Origin of the sequence: Arthrobacter mobilis, assembly GCF_012395835.1 — a bacterium.
Taxonomy (GTDB): domain Bacteria; phylum Actinomycetota; class Actinomycetes; order Actinomycetales; family Micrococcaceae; genus Crystallibacter; species Crystallibacter mobilis.
Genome location: NZ_JAAZSQ010000035.1, coordinates 1 through 20,375 on the forward strand (window position 1 = coordinate 1; position 20,375 = coordinate 20,375).

Genomic DNA, 20,375 nt, shown 5'->3' on the forward strand with positions numbered 1-20,375 from the left:
GCAGGCCATCACGTCCGTGTAGCCTTCGACCACCACCAGCTGCCGGCCGCGGGCGATCTCCCGCTTGGCCAGGTCGATGCCGTAGAGCACCTGCGATTTCTTGTACAGCGTGGTTTCCGGGGTGTTCAGGTACTTGGGCCCCTGGTCCTCGTCGAACAGCTTGCGCGCACCGAAGCCGATGGTGTCCCCGGCGATGTCCCGGATGGGCCAGATGAGCCGGCCGCGGAAGCGGTCGTAGATCCCCCGGCTGCCTTCGGAGAACATCCCGGTGAGCCTGAGCTCGTCCTGGCTGAAGCCGCGGCCGGCCAGGTGCTTGAGCAGGCCGTCCCAGCCCTGCGGGGCGAACCCGACGCCGAACTGGTCCGCGGCCGCCTGGTCGAAGCCGCGCCCGGCCAGGAACTGCCGCCCCGCGGCCCCCGCCGGGGTCAGCAGCTGCTCGCGGAAGAACTCGGCGGCGATCTTGTGCGCATCCAGCAGCCGCTGGCGCCGTCCCACCTCCTCCCGGCGCGGTCCGGTCCCGCCGTCCTCGTAGCGCAGGGTGTAGTTGATCCGGTGTGCCAGCTTCTCCACCGTTTCGGTGAAGGTGCTGTGGTCCATCTTCTGCAGGAAGGAGATCACGTCCCCGCTCTCGCCGCAGCCGAAGCAGTGGTAGGTGCCCACCTGCGGCCGGACGTGGAAGGACGGGGAGCGCTCGTCGTGGAAGGGGCACAGACCCTTGAACGAGCCGATGCCGGCGGACTTGAGCGTGACGTAGCCGTCGACGATGTCCTTGATGTCGGTACGCTGCCGGACCTCGTCGATGTCTTCGCGTCTGATCAGTCCGGCCATGGTCCCATCTTAAGCGCTGGCACCGACGGCAAAGTTCACAGCAGGGTCCGGTGCGAGCCCATCAGCCGCTCGTGCAGCGCAATCGCCGAGACATCGGTCAGCGAGGCAACCTGGTCCACCACCACGCGCAGCCGCGCGGCGTCGTCGTCCGCCGCCTGCCAGTCCGCCGTGAAGGCCGGCTCCAGGTACCTGTCCCCCGCCGCGTGCAGCTCGTGGACCAGGTCGGTGAGGATTTCCCGCTGGCGTTCGTAAATGGGCTGGCGGATGTCCGAGGTCATCACGAAGGTGGTGGCCAGTCCCTTCATCACCGCGATCTCGGTGACGGTCTCCGGCGGCACCACCAGTTCGGCCGAGTACCGGGTCAGCGGCTCCGGCCCGTAGATGGCCCGGGTGGCCTGCAGCGCGCTGGAGCAGAACCGGCCGATCAGCTGGCTGGTCATGTCCTTCAGCGCCGCCATCGCCTTGCGGCTGCCGTCCGCCTCCGGCACCCAGACGTCCGTGGCTTCGAGCCTGGACAGGGCCGCCTCGACCTCGGCGGCGTCGCTGTGCGGCAGGTACCACTGCTGCGTGTAGCCGATCACCCGGCTGCGGTGGTCCGGGTTGCCCAGCCAGCGCAGCTGGAACCGCCCGGCCACGATCGCGTCCTCGACGTCGTGGACGGAATAGGAAATGTCGTCGGCCAGGTCCATGACCTGGGCCTCCATGCAGGAGCGGCCCTCCGGCGCGCCCGCACGCGCCCACGCGAACACCGTCAGGTCGTCGTCGTAGGCCCCGAACTTGCTGGTGCGCCGGCCGTGGATCACCGGCGCGTCGGCGGCGGTCCACGGGTACTTGCAGGCAGCGTCCAGGCTGGCCCGGGTCAGGTTCAGTCCGGCCGGGGAACCGTCCGGGGCAGTGACCTTCGGTTCCAGCCGGGTCAGCAGCCGCAGCGTCTGGGCGTTGCCCTCGAAGCCGCCAATCGCGTGGGCGGCGGCGTTCAGCGCGCTTTCACCGTTGTGCCCGAAGGGCGGGTGGCCCAGGTCGTGGGACAGGCACGCGGCGTCGACCACGTCCGGATCGCAGCCCAGGCTCCGGCCGAGCTCGCGGCCCACCTGGGCCACCTCCAGGCTGTGGGTCAGCCGGGTCCGCACGAAGTCGTCGGTGTCCGGCGACACCACCTGCGTCTTGGCGCCCAGCCGGCGCAGGGCGGACGAATGCACCACCCGCGCCCGGTCGCGCTCGAAGTGCGAGCGGTAGGTGTTCTTGTGCACCTCGCCGACCCAGCGCTCCTGGTCCGGTTCGCTGTAGCCGGCGGTCAGCGGCGGCGGCTCGATGGCTGCCTGCTCAACCACCGGACACATCCAGTTCTGCCGCGGCGATCATCGCCCGGTGGTTCTCGTCCAGTTCGCGGCTGTTCAGCCAGCCGTCCGGCAGCGCCGGGCGCTTCGGCGTTCCGGCGCGGCCGCGCGGGCCCTCCGCGTCGGCCCCCGGGTAGGGGGCGTGCGGGTCCAGCTGGTCCAGCAGCCCGCGCAGCACCTCGAGCGTGGGCACCGCGGCCAGCGCCGCGCGCAGCTCGCCGCCCACCGTGTAGCCCTTGAAGTACCAGGCCACATGCTTGCGGATATCGCGCAGCGCCTTGTCCTCGTCCTCGAAATAGTCCACCAGCAGCTCGGCGTGCCGGTAGAAGCTGTCCGCCACTTCCTTCAGCCCCGGCCGGAAGCGCCGGCCGGCCCCCTCGAAGGCGGCCTGCAGGTCGCCGAAGAGCCACGGACGGCCCTGGCAGCCGCGGCCGACGACCACCCCGTCCACACCGGTCTGCTCCACCATGCGCACCGCGTCCTCGGCGCTCCAGATATCACCGTTGCCCAGCACCGGGATATCCGGCAGCGCTTCGCGCAGCTCGGCGATGGCGTTCCAGTCCGCCTGGCCGGAGTAGAACTGGCTGGTGGTGCGACCGTGCAGGGCAACGGCGGCGACGCCGGCGTCGCGGGCGATCCGGCCGGCTTCGAGGAAGGTCAGGTGGTCCTCGTCGATGCCCTTGCGCATCTTGACCGTCAGCGGGATGTTGCCGCGGGCGGCCTCGCGCGTGGCGGCCTGGACGATGGCGGTGAACAGGTCGGTTTTCCAAGGCAGGGCGGAGCCGCCGCCGCGACGGGTGACCTTCGGGACCGGGCAGCCGAAGTTCAGGTCGATGTGGTCCGCGCGGTCCTCCTCCACCAGCATCCGCACGGCGGCGCCGACAGTCTTCGGGTCCACGCCGTAGAGCTGGACGGAGCGGACCGACTCGTCCTCGTCATGGGAAATGATGCGCATGGATTCACGGTTGCGCTCCACGAGCGCCCGGGAGGTGACCATCTCCGCCACGTACAGCCCGCCGCCATATTCGCGGCACAGCCGGCGGAACGCCTTGTTGGTGATGCCGGCCATGGGCGCCAGCACCACGGGCACGTCGATGGTCAGCGGGCCGAGCTTGAGCGGCGGAAGCTCCAGCTTGGCGCCCGGGGCGGATACAGCGGTAACAGTCACGCTCCCATTCTCTCAAAGACGGGCAAATCCGCTGCCCGGGCCCTATTCGGGTTCCTGCCCGGCCTCCAGGCGGTGGCGCGCCCGGCGCCCGGACGGCAGTGCCGGTTCCGGAACGCCGGCTCCGGTATCCTCGGCCGCGGCTCCCCGAGCTGCGGCACCTTCCGCGGCCCCGTCCGCCAATGCGTCGGCAGCTGCCGGCCTGCCCAGGCCGGTGGCCTTGACGACCAGCACCGCCACCAGCGTGGTCATCGGGATCGCCAGCACCAGCCCGACCGAACCCACCAGCGTGCGCACGACCTCCTCGGCCAGCTCGCCGCTGGTCAGTGTGTCGAACAGCGGCCGCTCATAGAGCGAGACCAGGATCAGCACCGGCAGCGCCGCCCCGGCATAGGCGAAGGCAATGGTGTACACGGTGGAGGCAATGTGGTCCCGGCCCACCCGCATGGCGCCGGTGAACAGCCGGCGCACCGAGGCGCCGGGTGCCAGCTCGTACATCTCCCACACCGCCGAGGACTGGGTGATGGTCACATCGTTGAGCACCCCCAGGCCGGAAATGATCAGCCCGCACATGATGATGCCCGAGAGCGAGATCTGCTCCGACATGTTCACCAGCTGGTAGGTGTCCTCGTCCCCCACCCCGGTCAGGTACGCGGCGTCGGTGGCCCAGGCCCCGAGCAGGGCGGTGACGGCCAGGCCGAAGAGCGTGCCCAGCAGCGCCGTGGAGGTCCGGGCGGAAAAGCCGTGGGCAAAGTAGAGCACCCCGACCATGATCACCGATGAACCGACCAGTCCCAGCAGCAGCGGCGGCTTGCCCTCCACCAGGCCGGGCAGGATGAACATGGCCATCACGGCGTAGGCGCCCACCAGTCCCAGGATGGCCCGCAGCCCGCGCCAGCGGGCCACGGCCACGACCACGACGGAGTACAGCACCGCCAGCAGGAGGATCGGCGTGCTGCGGACGAAATCCACGAACACGAACGTGCCGGCCTGCTCCGGCATGACCTCGCTGAGGTTCAGGTAGCGGATGGTGTCCCCGGCCTCGACGCCGCGGGAGGCGGCGATTTCCGGGGTCACCTCCACCGGAACCTGGGCGCCGCCGGAGTCCGGCTGGGTGTAGGCCACCAGGCAGTCCTGGGCCTCGGCGCCGGCCTCGACGGCTGCCTGCGAGGACGGGCAGGTTTCGGTAGCCACCCGCGTAACCGTACCGACGTCGAACGTCACCCCCGGTGCGGTGGCATAGGGATCGGCCACGGTGACGTGCGAGCGGTCCCCGGAGGGCCACAGCACGATCATGCCGATGAGCGTGGCCAGCGTGACCGGCAGCAGGACCAGGGCCAGCAGCAGGTTGGCCCGGCGCCGCGAGGCGAGCATCCGGGCGCTCGGTGCGGGACCGTCCAGGGTGTGCGGATGCGAATGCCCCATCAGCTGCTCAGGATGACTGTCTCGGCCCCGGCCACCGAGGCGGTGCCGGCGGCCAGCAGCGGCTCCAGCACCGCGGTCAGGGCCGTCATCGCGTCGTCGACCTCGAGCTGGACCGGGTACTGGTGCACCAGCATCGCCAGCAGCTTGGCGACGGCGTCCTGCGCCGCGGCGGGGCCGAGCTCCGGGTCGTAGCCGAGCAGCACGTCCGAGGGGGCGTCCGTGCGCGAGTGCGTGTAGCTGATCGCGAAGGCCTGGATCGTCCCGCCCTTGTCCCGGGGCGCATCCCGCAGCACGACGGCCCCGGACGCGCCGGCGCCCTCGGACAGCAGCATCTGCTGGGCCTTGCCCACGGTCATCTCCGAACGGTCCCAGCCGTGGACGCCGTTGTAGAACTTCACCACGGCCTGAGTCAGTTCCACCGAACCGGTGGCTGCCTCCTCCAGCGCCGGGCCGGCGTCGTCCGTCAGGTCAGGTGCCGGCAGGGCACCCGGCTGCACCACCACCACGCGGGAACGCTGGATAGGCTGCAGTCCGGCAGCGGCGGCGAAGCCGGCGCCGCTGCTGCCCGGCTCCACCTTGGCACGCAGCCGGGTCGCCCCGGACGGGGCCTGTTCCGCCTCGGCCCGAAGCCGCTCTAGGATCGCCGTGCCGACGCCGGCGCGGCGGTGGTCCTTGGCCACCTCGATGTACAGCCACAGCCGCTCGGGGTGCAGGCTCGTCTCGTACAGGGCGCCGGCGGCGACCGGAATGCCCTGGTCCTCGGCCACGATGCAGCGCGACCACGGCGTGTCCGAGGGCGGGCGCAGCACGCTGCGGAACTGCCCGGCCTGCCCGGTCTCGGGGTCGCCCCAGATCTGCAGCAGGGCAAGGTCGTCCCCGTCCCGCCAGTCGCGGAAGGTCAGTTCAGCCACGGACGTTCCCCTCTACTTTCCGCTGCCTGGGCTAGGCGCCGGCAAGCCGGCCGGCCAGGTAGGCCTCGACCTTGTCCAGGCTCACCCGCTCCTGGGCCATGGAATCCCGTTCGCGGATGGTGACGGCCTGGTCGTCGAGGGTGTCGAAGTCCACGGTGATGCAGAACGGTGTGCCGATCTCGTCCTGGCGGCGGTAGCGGCGTCCGATGGCGCCGGCGTCGTCGAACTCGATGTTCCAGTTCCGGCGCAGCGCCGCGGCCAGGTCCTTGGCCTTCGGGGACAGGTCCTCGTTGCGGCTCAACGGCAGCACCGCCGCCTTGACCGGGGCCAGGCGCGCATCCAGCCGCAGCACGGTGCGCTTGTCCACCCCGCCCTTGGTGTTCGGGGCCTCGTCCTCGGTGTAGGCATCCACCAGGAAGGCCATGAAGGAACGGGTCAGGCCCGCCGCCGGTTCGATCACGTACGGGATGTAGCGCTCGTTGGTGGCCTGGTTGAAGTAGCTCAGGTCGGTGCCCGAGTGCTTGCTGTGGGTGGACAGGTCGAAGTCCGTCCGGTTGGCGATGCCTTCGAGTTCGCCCCACTCCGAGCCTTGGAAGCCAAAGCGGTACTCGATGTCCGTGGTGCCCTTGGAGTAGTGGCTGAGCTTGTCCAGGGGGTGCTCGAAAAGCCGCAGGTTGTCCTGGTTGATGCCCAGGTCGACGTACCACTGCAGCCGCTCCCGGATCCAGTACTGGTGCCATTCCTCGTCGGTGCCGGGCTCGACGAAGAACTCCATCTCCATCTGCTCGAATTCCCGGGTCCGGAAGATGAAGTTGCCCGGGGTGATCTCGTTCCGGAAGCTCTTGCCGATCTGGCCGATGCCGAACGGCGGCTTCTTCCGCGAGGTGGTCAGCACGTTGTTGAAGTTCACGAAGATGCCTTGGGCGGTCTCCGGACGGAGGTAGTGCAGGCCTTCTTCGTTGGCGACCGGGCCGAGGAAGGTGCGCAGCAGCCCGGAGAATTCCTGCGGCTCGGTCCATTCGCCCTTCGTGCCGCAGTTGGCGCAGGCGATGTCCTTCAGCCCGTTTTCCGGGACGCGGCCCTTCTTCTCCTCGTACTCCTCCTCGAGGTGGTCCGCACGGTAGCGCTTGTGGCAGCTCAGGCACTCCACCAGCGGGTCGGAAAAGACTTCCACGTGGCCGGAGGCCTCCCAGACCTGGCGGGGCAGGATCACCGAGGAATCCAGGCCCACCACGTCCTCGCGGCCGCGGACCATGGACTGCCACCACTGGCGCTTGATGTTCTCCTTGAATTCGACGCCGAGGGGCCCGTAGTCCCAGGCTGAACGGGAACCACCGTAGATCTCGCCGGCCTGGAAGACGAAGCCGCGGCGCTTGGCCAGCGAAATGATCGGATCAAGCGAGGATTTGGCTGCTGCCATGAGGTGGTTCTCCAGTCTCTACAGGGCCGCTGGGTGCGGTCCGCGGGGTTCGGGCACAGGCCTGCCTACCTGAATGCCGGGGCGTGGGCCTGCGTGTAGCGAAGCTTCCACACTAGCCTACCGGGATCCGCCGCACCGATTCATGGCCCCGGTTGCGGGCTGTTCCAACTGCCGGAGACCGAGCGTCTTGAACCGGTGGTGCTCATGCCGGATCTTTACCGGGACCACAGGGTCGAGACCGTCCCCGGGGGACCCGGTCCCCGCCTGCCCTCCGCTGCAGACCGCTAAGCCGGCTATCGCCGGCGGCGCAGCCGCGCCGGGATCGCGGCGCGCCGCCACGGCAGCGTCGCCAGCACCATCGCCACCAAGGTCAGCAGCGTGCCCAGCACCGTCGCCGCCGCCACCACCGTCCCGGGTGCCGGGAAGAAAACATCGAGCAGCAGGGAGCCGAGCACCTGCCCGGCGATCATGCCCAGGCCGGTCAGCAGCACTCCCAGATCCCGCACGAGCACGGCACCGAGGAAAATAAAGACGCACCCCATCGGCCCGCCCAGGTAGTACCACCATTGGTCCGGCAGGGGACCGGCCGGACCGGCCACCGCCGCCTTGACCAGCCAGGCCGCCGCCAGCACCACCGTTCCGACAATGAAGTTGATCAGCGTGGCCGGCAGCGGAGAGCCGTAGTGGGCCGACTGGGATCCGTTGAGCGCCTGCTGGAAGCTCTGCAGGAACCCGGCCGCCAGCGGCAGCAGCACCGGCAGCAGCCAGGTCCCGGCCGTCCCGGCCGCGGAGAATTTGGGAGAGACTGCCCAGGCGACGGCGGCGACGGTCAGGACCGCGCCGAATACACGCATCAGCGTCACGGTCTGCCTGCCCGCCGGACCGAGGCCCAGCCGGTCCACGAGGATGCCGCTGAGCGACTGGCCGGTCACGACGGCGACGGTGAACAGGGCGATCCCGATCAGCGACACGGCAACGCCTTGGCTCATGACCAGGAAGGCGCCGCTGCAGCCGGCCAGCAGGTACCAGCGGGGGAACCGGTGCTGCCGCACTGCGGGCAGCACGCGTCGCAGCCCGTCGCGGCCGGCGCGCAGCATCAGGCTGAGCGCCACCATCAGGACCAGGCCGAGGCTGAAGCTGACCAGCGCAGCCGCGAGGCCGTCCTGCAGGACCGTCCCGAGGGCACCGTTGATCCGCCCCTGGACGGGGATGGCCAGCCCGGCCAGGACGGACAATGGCAGGCCGGCGGCAGCGGACAGGCGGTGGGTTGCAGGCACAACGACAACCCTAGGGCAGGGTGCTACCACCCCTGGCTCCGCTGCCGGCCGCGGAAGGGTCCCGGGCGGGGCCGCTGCGCCGCCGAAGCCCCGGCCGCGGCCAGGGCAGTGTGGCCAGGATCATGGCCGCCAGCGTCAGCAGGGTTCCGGCAACGGTGGCGGCGGTCACCACGCTGCCGGCAGCGGGAAAGGCAACATCCAGGGCCAGGGACCCCAGCAGCTGCCCGGCGATCATGGCCAGGCCCGACAGCAGCACCCCGAGATTGCGGACCAGCACGTTGGCCACGGTGACAAACACGGTGCCCATCGGGCCGCCGAGGTAGTACCACCACTGCTCCGGCAGCGGGTTGGCCGGTCCGGCGACGGCAACCTTGACCAGCCAGGCCGCCAGCAGGACGGCACTGCCGACGGCGAAGTTGACCAGGGTCGCCGCCAGCGGGCTGCCGAACTGCACGGCCTGGGCGGCATTGATCGCCTGCTGGAAGCTGCGCATGAAGCCGGCGGCCAGCGGCAGCAGCACCGGCAACAGCCAGTGGGCCACCGGAACGTCGGCGACGAATTTCGGGGACACCGCCCACACGACGCCGGCCACCGTCAGCAGCGCGCCGGCCAACCGCATGGCCGTCACCCGCTTTCGGCCCGCAGGCCCCAGCCCGAGCCGGTCCACCAGCAGCGCGCTGACGGAGGTCCCGGCCACGGTGGCCACGGTGAACAGCGCGATGCCGGTCAGCGGGACGGTCAGGCCCTGGCTGAACACCATGAAGGCACCCAGGCAGCCGGCGAAGAGGTACCAGCGCGGCAGGCCGTCCCCGCGCAGGGCCGGGCGGAGGGCCCGCAGGCCGGACCGGCCCTGCGGCAGCACCAGGCAGAGCAGGACCATCATGACCAGGCCGCTGCCGAAACTGACCAGGGCCGCAGCCAGCCCGTCCTGCAGCTCGGCGCCGAGCGCACCGTTGATCCTCCCCTGCAGCGGGATGGCCAGGCCGGTGGCCACGGCCAGGGGCAAGGTCAGCAGCAGTGGCAGCTTCGCGGCAACGGGTGCAGGACCGGACACGGTGCCACCCTACGGCACGGACCGGCCCGGCCCGTCGGGCATGATGGATCCATGGCGTCCGATGACATTGATGAAGTACCCATCCACGGCGGGATGATCCGGCTGGGCCAGCTGCTCAAGCTCGCCAACCTGGCCGGGAACGGCACCGAGGCCAAGGAGCTGGTCGAAAACGGGCTGGTGCAGGTCAACGGCGAGATCGAGACCCGGCGCGGACGGCAGCTGCACGAAGGCGATACCGTGAGCGTCAACCGGCAGACCGTGCGGATCACCCGATAGCAGGGGCGCCAGGACCCCTGCTGCCCGCGCTGCTAGCCTTTGAGCACCTTCCAGGTGAGGAATTCCTTCACGTGCGCCAGTTCCTGGGCACTGACGCCGTGCCCGACACCGGGGTAGAGGACCTTGGTCAGGTCCACATGCTCGTTCACCCAGGCATGGGTGAACTCGATCTTGTCCGGGGTGATCACCTGGTCCGCCTGGTCGCGGCCCCAGAACAGCGGCGGCCTGGCCGCCTTGACCGCCTGGTCGTTGAAGAACGGGTCCCCGCCGGCCGGGACAACGAAGCCGGACAGTCCGACGACGGCAGCGATCTCCTCGGGCCGGTGGCGCAGCACGGAGGTAGCCACGGCCATGCCCATGGAGAAGCCGAGCAGGGACACGCTGGTGTGCTGGCCCTTGACCGAGTCCAGCCAGGCGCACACATCCGCCACGGCCTGGGTGACCTTCTCCAGGGAGAAGTCTGGCTCGTGCATCAGCGGGAACCAGGTGAAGCCGGGCCCCAGGGCCACCGGCGCCCGGACGGCGGCCACGGTGAATTCCTCCGGCAGGCCGGGCACCAGGCCCATCAGGTCCTGCTCGTTGGACAGGTAGCCGTGGAAGAGCACCAGCAGCGGGGTGCCGGCACGCTCGGATTCGGGCTTGGACCAGACGACGACGGGCTTGTAAGTTGTTTCGGTCATGCCGACATGATGCCACAATTTACTTGAAGCTTCAACCAGCCTCGCCGGTGCGCCCCTCCCCCGGACGGATCCTGGGCGGCGTGGTCGCGGATTCCCCGGGGCCTTGGCAGGATGACCCTGTGAATGATGTGCAGCAGCACCATCCGTGGAACCGGTTCGTGGCGATCGGGGATTCCTTCACCGAGGGCATCGGCGACCCCGACCCGAACAGCCCGGGCGGCCACCGGGGCTGGGCGGACCGGGTAGCCGAGGAACTGGCCCGGGACCATGTGGACTTTGCCTATGCGAACCTGGCCATCCGCGGCAAGCTGCTGCGCCAGATCGTGGACGAGCAGGTGGGGCCGGCGCTGGGGCTGCAGCCGGATCTCATCAGTATCTGCGCCGGCGGCAACGACGTGATCCGGCCCGGCGCCGACCCGGATGTGCTGGCCGAGATCCTGGATGTGGCGATCGCCAAACTGCGCAGCAGCGGCGCCACGGTGGTGCTGTTCACCGTCCCGGATATCGGCAATACGCCCGTGCTCAGCACCGTGCGCGGCCGGGCGGCCATCTTCAACGAGAATGTGCGCACCGTCGCCGCCCGGCACGATGCCGTCATCGCCGATCTCTGGGCGCTGCGCCAGCTCAAGGATCCGCAGATGTGGGCCGAGGACCGCCTGCATTTCTCGCCGCTGGGCCACCACATCATTGCCGCCATGGTGCTGGATTCGCTGAACGTGCAGCATGGGCTGCATCCGGAAATCCCGGCTCCGCTGCCGCCCAAGCGCTGGCGCACCGCGCGGACGGAGGACCTGGTCTGGGCGCGCGACCATCTGGTGCCCTGGGTGCTGCGCCGGCTGCGCCATCAGTCCCTGGCCAACGGCATCACCGCCAAGCGCCCGGTTCCGGAACCGATTTTCGGCCCGGGCATGCCGCCCGGTGCGGCCGACTATCCGGCGGAACCGCAGGCCTGAGGCAGCAGTGCAACCGTACGACGTCGTACGCCGCCGGCTGCTGGCACAGCGCGTCTGGGGCGCCGGGGCGCCCGGCGCCGCGGCCGCCGTGCACGGACTGCTCGCCGTGCAGGCGCAGGAGTATGCCTATGCCCGCTGGTCGGTGGCCCAGCGCTGCGCCGGGGCGGACCGGGACAACGCTGCCGCCGTGGACGGCGCGCTGGCCGGCGGCGCCATCCTGCGCACGCATGTGCTGCGGCCGACCTGGCACTTTGTGCACCGCGAGGATGTCCGCTGGCTGCTGGAGCTGACCGGTCCGCGGGTCCGCGCCGCCATGAAGGGCCGGGACCGGGAGCTGGGCATCGACGACGCCGTCATGGCGCGGGCCGCGGACGCACTGGCCGGGGCGCTCTCCCCCGGAGGGCAGCTGACCCGGGAGGAACTCGGTCTGGTGCTGGAGCAGGCCGGTGTGCTGGACCGGACCGGCGGAAAACTGCGCGGCGCCTCCGTCCATAGCCAGCAACTGGGGCACCTGCTGCTCAATGCGGAACTGGACATGCTGCTGGTCAGCGGGGTGCCGCGCACCAGCCCGGGCGGGGCGGTGAAGCAGACCTATGCCCTGTTCGAGGACCGGGTGCCGGCGGCCTCTGCTGCCGGCGCCATGCTGGAACGGGACGAGGCCCTGGCCCGGCTGGTGCTGCGCTACTTCGCCGGGCACGGCCCGGCCACGGTCAAGGACTGCTCGCTGTGGTCCGGCCTGACCATCGCCGATATCCGGCGCGGCCTGGCCGCGGCGCCACCCGGCGGCCTGGAACGCCTGGAGTTCGACGGCCACGAATTCTTCCTGGCCGCCCCGGACAAGGCACGGGCGCCGCGTCGGCCCCGCGCCGACCTGATCCAGTGCTACGACGAGATGGTCATCGGCTACACGCCGACCCGCGGCTACCTGCGGGGCCCCGGCGGGCAGGCGGCCGGGCTGCGGCTGGGCAATGCCAATGTCAGCCTGCATCCGCTGCTCATCGACGGGTTCCAGGCCGGCCTGTGGCGCCACGTCCTCAAGCCGGCAGCCGCCGTCGTCGAGATACGGCCGGACCGCCCGCTGGACGCAGCCGGACGGCAGGCGCTGGCCGCCGCCGTCGAACGCTACACCCGGTTCCTGCAGCGCCCGGTGGAGCTGCAGTTGCCGGCTTCCGGAGGCTGACGGCTCAGGCCCGCCGGAAACGCAGCGTGGCCAGCTGGAAGGGCCGGAGCCGGACGACGGCGGTGCGCGCCGCGGGTGCCTCGAGCCAGCCCTCCTCGACGGGGCGTTCCAGCAAGTCAGTGGCCTGCACCTGCGCATAGTCGAAACCTGCGGTGACCTGCGCCGCCGCGCGCCCCCCGTGCGCCTCGTAGAGCCGGACCACCACGTCTCCGCTGCGGTCCTGGGCCAGCTTGACGGCCTCGATGACTACGGCGGGATTGTCCACGGTGAACAGGGGCTCGAGGCTTCCCCCGGCGACGCCGTCGATCCGGTGCAGCGGCAGGTTGAGCCGGTAGCCTGCCCGGACCGCCCCGGGGATGTCCGCCCCGGCCACCAGCCAGGTCCGGAAGGTGTGCGTGCCCTGGTCGGCGCCGGGATCCGGGTACAGCGCGGCCCGCAGCAGCGACTGCCGGACCCGGGTGAAGGGAGCACCTCCGCCTGCCGCCGGCCCGCCGATGCGGCGGATGTCATGGCCGTAGACCGTGTCGTTGACAATGGCCACGCCGAAACCGGGTTCGCCAACATGGACCCAGCGCTGCCCGGCGGTTTCGAAGCGGGCGGCGTCCCAGGACGTGTTGGTGTGCGTCGGCCGGAAGATGTGCCCGAACTGGATCTCCGAGGCGGCCCGCTCCGCGTGGATATCGAGGGGAAAGGCAAGCTTGAGCAGCTTTTGGCGTTCGTGCCAGTCCACGGTGGTCTCGATCTCGAGCACCGGGCCGTCCGCTGCCAGGCCCACGGTCTGCACCACCTGCGAGGCGCCGAAGCTGCGGCTGATGCGCAGGGACGCCCGTGCAGGCGGACCAGCACCCACGTCGACGGCGCCGGCCGAGCGCAGCTCGGTCGGCGACGCGTCGTAGTGTGCGTCCAGGTTCCAGGCGTCCCACTGGTTGGGGGTGTCCCGGAACAGCTGCAGGACATTGGCACGCTGGCCGGCAGGGATGAGTTCACGGCCGGTGGCCCGGTGCACGATCGAGCTGAGCAGGCCGTGCCCGTCCACGGCGACCTGCAGCCAGCGGTTTGACAGGATCCAGCCCTCACCCGTGGCAGTGACGCCTGCCCCGTCGCCGGAGGCAGGTCCTGCCCCGCCGGCCGCAGCTGGTGCGGTGCCGAGTGCAGGGACGCCGTCCTGTGCATAGGGACCGGCGTTCGCCAGCGCGCTTCCGCCGCCGCGGCCAAGCAGCGAGCGCAGCGAGGTTTCGATGGACTGGTTCAGCTCGGCCGCCAGCCGCTGGTAGTTCCGTTCCGCCTCGCGGTGCACCCAGGCGATCGAGGACCCGGGCAGGATGTCATGGAACTGCTGCAGCAGCACCGTCCGCCAGGCATCCTGCAGTGCCCGGTAGGGGTACGGTGCGGTCCCGCGGACTGCCGCGGTGGCACCCCACAGCTCGGCTTCCCGGAGCAGATGCTCGCACCGGCGGTTGCCGAGTTTGGTTCCGGCCTGCGAGGTGTAGGTGCCGCGGTGGAATTCCAGGTACAGCTCGCCGCTCCAGACGGGCGGATCCGGATACTCCGCCTCGGCCTGGCTGAAGAAGGCGTGGGGACTGGACAGCCGCACGGTCGGGGATCCCTCAAGGTTGCGGGTGCGCCGCGCTGCCGCCAGCATCTCCCGGGTGGGCCCGCCGCCGCCGTCGCCCCAGCCGAAGGGGACCAGCGAACTGTTGGCCGCGCCGTGCTCGGCATACCGCTGCTCGGCCCTGGCCAGATCCGTCCCGGAAAGGTCCGAACTGTAGCTGTCCACCGGCGGCAGGTGGGTGAAGATCCGGCTGCCGTCGATCCCCTCCCAGGCGAAGGTGTGGTGCGGAAAGCGGTTCGTATCGTTCCAGGACAGTTTTTGGGTCAGGAACCAGCGCGATCCGGCGGCCAGGGCAATCTGCGGCAGGGCCGCGGAGTAGCCGAAGCTGTCCGGCAGCCAGACCTCCAGCGGCTCGACGCCGAATTCCTCCAGGAAGAATTGCTTGCCTTCGATGAACTGGCGGGCCAGGGCCTCGCCTCCGGGCAGGTTGGTGTCGCTCTCCACCCACATGCCGCCGACCGGGACGAACTGCCCGCCGGCCACCTTCTCCTTGACCCGTCCGAACAGTGCCGGGTAATGCTGCTTGAGCCACGCGTAGTGCTGGGCGGCAGAGGCCGCGAAGACAAACCCCGGGTCCTGGTCCATCAGGTCCAGGACGTTGGCGAAGGTCCGGGCCACCTTGCGGACCGTTTCGCGCACGGGCCACAGCCAGGCCGAATCAATGTGGGAATGTCCGACCGCGTGGATCCGGTGTGCGCTGGGATGTGCCGGGGCGGCCAGGGCCGCGGCCAGTTCCGCCTGGCCCGCGGCGGCCGTGCCGGCAATGTCCTCCGGATCCAGCCTGTCCACCGCCTGCCCGAGCGCACGCAGGATTCCGGCGCGCCGGGACAGTCCGGGCGGAAGCGCCAGCATGAGCGAGGCCAGGGCCCTGAAGTCCTGCAGCAGTTCCCAGACTTCCACCTCCCGCAGGACCAGCCAGGCACCGCCGAAGCTGTACAGCGGCTCCCGGCCGGCGGTGGCGGGGTCCCCCAGCAGGGTGGGGGCAAAGCTGAAGCCATTGGCGATATCCGGATTGGCTGCCGCCTCGACATAGAAGGTGACCGGCTCCCCCGGCCGCACGGTAAGCGGCAGGTGCCGGTTGAGCGGTGAGATGCCCTTGAGCACGGTGCCATCCGCGGCATAGGCGAGCCCTTCGGCCTGGAAACCGGACAGTGCCGGGGTAAAGCCCAGGTCGACGAGCGCCTCGGGCTGCCAGCCATCGGGCCAGCTGCCGGCGCCGTCGGCCGGGAAGGCACCGCTGAACCGGAACCAGGTGGTTCCCCACGGCGCGCCCCAGCGTCGTCCGGCCTGGAACGGTTCGTAGCTTTGGACGGCGGCCTCGGCGAAGGGCACCGGCGTGTGCGGGCCGGTCCAGGCCCCGGCCGTCAGCGGCCGGCTGAGGCTATGGACCGCCGGTTCCAGCCGCTCGACGACGAACCGTGCGATCCGTGCTTCTGCCTGCGCTGCGTTCTGGTGCATCGCGGCCCCCGCCGGTAAACCCTGACGGCCGCGTACCGGCCGACGGGAGCTACTTTACGGGTGCGCTCAGCGGGAAGAAAGACCGTACCAGTTCCGCATCCAGCTGGTGGATATCGGTCAGGAACCCGTCGTGGCCGATCGGGGTTTGGATGATGTGGACCTCGGGCGGATCCGGCAGGGCGCGGGCCAGCTGGCGGGACTGTTCCGGGAAGTACAGCCGGTCCGAATCCACGGCGGCGAGGAAGAACTCCGTCTCCGTGCCGGCCAGGGCCTCGGCCACGCTGCCGCGGCCGCGGGCGACGTCGTGGCTCATCAGCGCCTCGGCCAGGACAATGTAGCTGTTGGCGTCGAAGCGCCTGGCCAGCTTGCCGGCCTGGTGGTCCAGATAGCTCTCCACCGCGTAGCGGCCGCGGGCGGCGTGCGTGCGGCCGCCGAAGGGCTGCTCGCCGTCCTGGGCGTTGCGGCCGAAGCGGAACTCGAGCTCGGCCTCGGAGCGGTAGGTGATGTGCGCGATCCGCCGGGCAATGCCCAGCCCGGCCTCCGGCGCCGGCCCGCCGTAGTAGTCTCCGCCGGCGAAGGCCGGGTCCAGCCGGATGGCGGCCAGCTGGGACTGCGTGAACGCGATCTGTTCGGCCGTGCTGGCCGGGCCGCAGGAGATCACCGCGCAGCGGGCCGTGCGCTCCGGGTAGGTGGCCGCCCATTCGAGCGCCCGTGCCCCGCCCATGGAACCGCCCAGCACCGCGTGCCAGCGCCGGATGCCCAGCAGGTCCGCCAGCCGCGCCTCCGCGTGGACGGAGTCGCGGATGGTCACGAACGGGAAGCGGGAGCCCCAGGGCTTGCCGTCCGGGGCCGGGGAGGACGGGCCGGTGGAGCCGTAGCAGCCGCCGAGCATGTTCACGGCCACCACGAAGTAGTGGTTCGTGTCGATCGTGGCCCCGGGACCCACCAGCGAATCCCACCAGCCCGCCTCCTCCGAGGCACCGCGCGCCACGTGGGTGCTGCCGGTCAGGGCATGCTCGATCAGCACCGCGTTCGAGGCGTCCGCGTTCAGGGTGCCCCACGTCTCGTAGCCGAGGACAACCTCCGGCAGGTAGCCGCCGGTTTCCAGGTCCAGGGCGCCGATCGGGACGGAACGCAGGATGCCGTCGATAGCCGTGTCCACGAGTTCCTGTGGCTGCGCAGTGGTCAAATTGCTTCCCGCTTCCGGTTGCTAGGCGGACTTGGCGGACCGGAAGCCGGCTTCCAGGTCCGCAATGATGTCGTCAATGTGCTCGATGCCCACGGCCAGCCGGACCAGGCCCGGCGTCACGCCGGCGGCCACCTGCTCCGCGGGCGCCAGCTGGGCATGGGTGGTCGAGGCCGGGTGGATGGCCAGCGAGCGCACGTCGCCGATGTTGGCCACATGCGAGTGCAGTTCCAGCCCGTCAACGAAACGCCTGCCGGCCTCCAGGCCGCCGGCGATTTCGAACGCGACGATGGCGCCGGTGCCCTTCGGCCCGTACTTGCGTCCGCGCCCGTACCACGGGCTCGACGGCAGGCCGGCATAGGCGACCGATGCGACGTCGTCGTGCGCCTCGAGGAACTCGGCAACCTTCTGCGCGTTCTCCACGTGCCGCTCCACGCGCAGGCTCAGGGTCTCGAGGCCCTGCGCAATCAGGAAGGCGTTGAACGGGGCAATGGCAGAACCCAGGTCGCGCAGCAGCTGGACACGGGCCTTGAGGATGTAGGCCAGGTTCGCGCCGAGGGCTCCGTTGACGCCGAGGTCGCGGGCGAAGACCAGGCCGTTGTAGCTCTCGTCCGGGGTGTTGAAGCCGGGGAACCGCTCCGGATCGGCGCCGAAGTCGAACCTGCCCGAATCCACGATCACGCCGCCGATGGCGGTGCCGTGGCCGCCGAGGTACTTGGTGGCCGAATGGACCACGATGTCGGCGCCCCACTCGATCGGCCGGATCAGGTACGGGGTGGCCAGGGTGTTGTCCACGATCAGCGGCACGCCGGCCGCGTGCGCCGCGGCGCTGACGCCTTCGATGTCCAGCACGTCCTGGCGCGGGTTGGAGACCACCTCGCCGAAGAAGGCCTTGGTGTTCGGCCGCACGGCCGCGCGCCACTGGTCCAGGTCGTCCGGGTCCGCCACGAAGGTGACCTCGATGCCGAACTTGGCCAGCGTGTTCTTGAGCAGGTTCCAGGTGCCGCCGTACAGGCTGGGGCTGGCCACGATGTGGTCGCCGGCCTCGGCCAGGTTGAGGATGGCAAAGGTGGACGCGGCCTGCCCGGAGGAGAGCAGCAGCGCGCCGGCGCCGCCTTCGAGGCTGGCGATGCGGGTTTCCACGGCTTCCTGCGTGGGGTTGCCGATCCGGGTGTAGATGGGGGCCAGTTCCTGCAGCGCGAAGCGGTTGGCGGCGCTCTCGGCACTCGGGAAGACGAACGACGTCGTCTGGTAGATCGGCAGGGCGCGCGCCCCGGTGGCCGTGTCCGGCTCCTGGCCGGCGTGGATCTGGCGAGTTTCGAACGACCAGTCATTGGACATTAGGGCAACTCCCTCGACTCAGGGGTCCACCGGGCAGGAAGCGGACGGTTCCGGCCTGCCTGTGGGTGCGACCCGCGCTTGCCTTCCACCGTGTGGCGGAAGACCTGGTCCTCACCCGGGGCACCCCACCGCGGTTGGAGGGTTGCCGGCCAGCTAGCCGGGGCTTGGTGCTGGCACTCATGACCTGCATACAGGTTCGCCCATGGCCGCGCGGCCGGGCAAGTTAGGTGCTGCTTATGTGACGGCGTGTGAATCGGCGGGCCCCGTTCGCCGGCGGATCGGAACAGAACCAGTGCTTAGGCTTGCCTAAGTCGAGAGCTGAATCACAAAATGCCAAGATGAAGCATGCGCTTCGATCATGTCTCATATGCTGCTGAACCGGATGGCCTGGCCGCCACCACTGAGCGGATTTCCAAGGTCTTGGGCATCGAGGCCGTCAAGGGCGGCGTCCACCCGCGCTTCGGCACCCGCAACACGATCTTCCCGCTGACCGACAGGCACTACCTCGAGGTCGTGGAGGTCCTGGACCACCCGGCATCGGACAAGGCTCCGTTCGGGCAGGCCGTGCGGGCACGTTCGCAGGCCGGCGGCGGCTGGATGGGCTGGTGCGTCGAGGTCGACGACCTGAAGCCCTTCGAGGAGCGGCTCGGCCGCAAGGCAGTTCCCGGCAACCGCAAGTTTCCCGACGGGCAGGAACTGACCTGGCAGCAGATCGGCATCAAGGGCCTGATTGCCGACCCGCAGGTGCCGTACATGATCCGCTGGGACGACGGGACCGAGGCCCTGCATCCGTCCAACGCCCGTCCGGCCACGGTCAAGCTGATCGGCCTGACCATCGCCGGTTCCTCTGAGCGGGTGGCCGACTGGCTGGGCACCCCCGTGGATGATTTGCTCGAGGACGTCAAGGTCGCCTGGACCGCACCCAAGGGCGAGCCCGGCATCCTGTCCGTCCGTTTCGAGACCGCCCACGGCGTCGTCGAAATCTGACCAACTTCACCTCGCGCCGTTCCACCCCGTTTTGGGAATCTGCTCCCGGTTTGAAGATGGAGCATGTTCCCAAAACGGGGTTTCTTGTGCCTACGTTTCCTCCACAGCCGCCCCTGCCGGCCTGATTACCCACATCCGCTCGGCACCGGAGTTCCGGCTCGGCGTCGGGACCCCATGGTGGGGACATGGCGACCGAGCTGATTTATGCCCGCGACAGGGACCATTCCGGACACGGCCGGAGGGATCTGGCCTTTGACTGCGAAAAGGGGGAACTCACGCGCCTGCGCAACGGCGTCTACGTTCCCACCCACGTATGGTCCCAGCTGACGTGGTGGGAACAGTACCGGCTCCACGTCGAGGCTGCCGTCGGCAAGGGCCGGTCGCGGCGGATCCTGGTGCAGCAATCGGCAGCAGTGATGTGGGGCATTCCTGTCATGGGCAGGAGCATTCAAGTACAACTCCTGGCGGCTCATGGAGTTCATGGCAAACGGCGTGCGCACATGCGCTGGCACGCATCGCCGCTGCTCGAACCGCTTCAGGAAGTGGACGGATTCCTGGCTACCGGCCGGGCCCAGACCGTCCTGGACATGTCCGCCCACCTGCCCTTCGAACAGGCTGTACCGGCGATGGACCACATACTCCGGCCTGATACGACACGGCTGCTGCCGGCCCTGCAGAAGGATCAGTTGCGCACTCTGGCGGCCGGGCTGCCCACCGGCACGAAACGTCAGCGGGCACTGAAGGTCATTGAATTCGCGAATCCCCTGGCCCAGTCCCCCGGTGAATCCTTGTCCCGGGCCCAGATATACCTTCACTATTTTCCCGCGCCAACGCTCCAGCACCCGGTGTATGACCGGGGCGGACGGCTGCTGGGCATCCTTGATTTCTATTGGAAGGAGCACGGACTCGCTGGAGAGTTCGACGGCTCCATCAAATATTCGCGTGGCGAGTTCCTCAACGGCGGCGTGCCGGCGGACGCCGTTGAGCGGGAGAAGGCCCGCGAAGACCGTATCCGCGCGGCCGGGCTGCGGTTTGTGCGGTGGACGTGGGACGCCGCGCTCACCCCGGAGTCGGTCAATCCTCCAGGTCTCCCCCGGCTCTTGGCGCAAGCCGGCCTCAAGCAGGACCGCTGGAACCATCACTGGCCCGGAATGTCCCGCTGAACCGTCCACCGCCTGGACCCAGGCCGCTTTGCACCCCGGTCCCGGCACACACTTCGTGAAAGTGCTCCGGAATGGGAATCGGCTCCAGATAAGACGGTATAAATCAACCTGGTTGTGACAGG

General features: G+C 69.8%; 17 protein-coding genes and 1 riboswitch. Of the genes, 5 read left to right on the forward strand and 12 right to left on the reverse strand.

Going from position 1 to position 20,375, the window contains the following annotated elements; all coding sequences use genetic code 11:
* The 8 genes from dnaG to HGG74_RS20085 form a co-directional block, all read right to left on the reverse strand.
* Positions 1-828, reverse strand: an 828-nt coding sequence (gene dnaG, locus HGG74_RS20050) for a DNA primase (protein ID WP_168489249.1), incomplete at its 3' end; no start/stop codon positions are given.
* A 35-nt stretch (positions 829-863) separates the two neighbouring features.
* On the reverse strand, positions 864-2,168 hold the full coding sequence (locus HGG74_RS20055; protein WP_168489251.1) for a deoxyguanosinetriphosphate triphosphohydrolase: 1,305 nt from the start codon (positions 2,166-2,168) through the stop codon (positions 864-866).
* Positions 2,152-3,333 (reverse strand): tRNA dihydrouridine synthase DusB, encoded by a 1,182-nt coding sequence (dusB, locus tag HGG74_RS20060; RefSeq protein ID WP_168489253.1) that lies wholly within the window; start codon positions 3,331-3,333, stop codon positions 2,152-2,154. The genes HGG74_RS20055 and dusB overlap by 17 nt, the downstream gene beginning before the upstream one ends.
* 42 nt (positions 3,334-3,375) lie before the next feature.
* On the reverse strand, positions 3,376-4,755 hold the full coding sequence (locus HGG74_RS20065) for a YibE/F family protein (RefSeq protein WP_168489254.1): 1,380 nt from the start codon (positions 4,753-4,755) through the stop codon (positions 3,376-3,378).
* On the reverse strand, positions 4,755-5,666 hold the full coding sequence (locus HGG74_RS20070) for a GNAT family N-acetyltransferase (protein WP_168489256.1): 912 nt from the start codon (positions 5,664-5,666) through the stop codon (positions 4,755-4,757). Before HGG74_RS20070 ends, HGG74_RS20065 begins: the two co-directional genes overlap by 1 nt.
* A gap of 31 nt (positions 5,667-5,697) precedes the next feature.
* Entirely contained in the window at positions 5,698-7,086 is a 1,389-nt protein-coding gene (locus tag HGG74_RS20075) for a glycine--tRNA ligase (RefSeq protein ID WP_168489258.1), read from the reverse strand.
* A 293-nt stretch (positions 7,087-7,379) separates the two neighbouring features.
* A complete protein-coding gene (locus HGG74_RS20080) occupies positions 7,380-8,363 on the reverse strand; it encodes a DMT family transporter (RefSeq protein WP_168489261.1) in 984 nt (327 codons plus the stop codon).
* Between the two features lie 10 nt (positions 8,364-8,373).
* Complete coding sequence (locus tag HGG74_RS20085) at positions 8,374-9,417, reverse strand: DMT family transporter (RefSeq protein ID WP_168489262.1); 1,044 nt, start codon at positions 9,415-9,417, stop codon at positions 8,374-8,376.
* Positions 9,418-9,468: 51 nt separating this feature from the next.
* On the opposite strand from HGG74_RS20085, the gene HGG74_RS20090 reads away from it, so the two are divergent.
* On the forward strand, positions 9,469-9,693 hold the full coding sequence (locus tag HGG74_RS20090; RefSeq protein ID WP_168489264.1) for an RNA-binding S4 domain-containing protein: 225 nt from the start codon (positions 9,469-9,471) through the stop codon (positions 9,691-9,693).
* Between the two features lie 32 nt (positions 9,694-9,725).
* Here the strand turns inward: HGG74_RS20090 and HGG74_RS20095 are convergent, their stop codons facing one another.
* Positions 9,726-10,373, reverse strand: coding sequence for an alpha/beta hydrolase (locus tag HGG74_RS20095; RefSeq protein ID WP_168489266.1), 648 nt, complete (start codon positions 10,371-10,373; stop codon positions 9,726-9,728).
* Positions 10,374-10,492: 119 nt separating this feature from the next.
* Here HGG74_RS20095 and HGG74_RS20100 point away from each other — a divergent pair, with 119 nt between their 5' ends.
* Together HGG74_RS20100 and HGG74_RS20105 are read left to right on the forward strand one after the other, a co-directional pair.
* Positions 10,493-11,326 (forward strand): SGNH/GDSL hydrolase family protein, encoded by an 834-nt coding sequence (locus HGG74_RS20100; protein ID WP_168489268.1) that lies wholly within the window; start codon positions 10,493-10,495, stop codon positions 11,324-11,326.
* Positions 11,327-11,333: 7 nt separating this feature from the next.
* A complete protein-coding gene (locus HGG74_RS20105) occupies positions 11,334-12,506 on the forward strand; it encodes a winged helix DNA-binding domain-containing protein (RefSeq protein ID WP_168489270.1) in 1,173 nt (390 codons plus the stop codon).
* A 4-nt stretch (positions 12,507-12,510) separates the two neighbouring features.
* Here HGG74_RS20105 and HGG74_RS20110 read toward each other — a convergent pair whose 3' ends face one another.
* From HGG74_RS20110 to HGG74_RS20120, 3 genes are read right to left on the reverse strand one after another with little or no spacing between them, the layout of a single operon-like run.
* The gene (locus HGG74_RS20110) at positions 12,511-15,576 is read right to left on the reverse strand and encodes an alpha-mannosidase (RefSeq protein ID WP_168489272.1); all 3,066 of its coding nucleotides are present in this window, start codon (positions 15,574-15,576) and stop codon (positions 12,511-12,513) included.
* Positions 15,577-15,625: 49 nt separating this feature from the next.
* The gene (metX, locus tag HGG74_RS20115; RefSeq protein ID WP_312856923.1) at positions 15,626-16,738 is read right to left on the reverse strand and encodes a homoserine O-acetyltransferase MetX; all 1,113 of its coding nucleotides are present in this window, start codon (positions 16,736-16,738) and stop codon (positions 15,626-15,628) included.
* A 48-nt stretch (positions 16,739-16,786) separates the two neighbouring features.
* Positions 16,787-18,103, reverse strand: a complete 1,317-nt coding sequence (locus tag HGG74_RS20120; protein WP_168489276.1) for a bifunctional o-acetylhomoserine/o-acetylserine sulfhydrylase — start codon at positions 18,101-18,103, stop codon at positions 16,787-16,789.
* A gap of 69 nt (positions 18,104-18,172) precedes the next feature.
* Positions 18,173-18,288, reverse strand: a riboswitch (SAM riboswitch).
* Positions 18,289-18,448: 160 nt separating this feature from the next.
* Between HGG74_RS20120 and HGG74_RS20125 the strand changes: the two genes are divergently transcribed.
* Together HGG74_RS20125 and HGG74_RS20130 are read left to right on the forward strand one after the other, a co-directional pair.
* Complete coding sequence (locus HGG74_RS20125; protein ID WP_168489278.1) at positions 18,449-19,090, forward strand: VOC family protein; 642 nt, start codon at positions 18,449-18,451, stop codon at positions 19,088-19,090.
* 395 nt (positions 19,091-19,485) lie between these two features.
* The gene (locus HGG74_RS20130; RefSeq protein ID WP_168489280.1) at positions 19,486-20,253 is read left to right on the forward strand and encodes a putative endonuclease domain-containing protein; all 768 of its coding nucleotides are present in this window, start codon (positions 19,486-19,488) and stop codon (positions 20,251-20,253) included.
* Positions 20,254-20,375 lie beyond the last annotated feature (122 nt).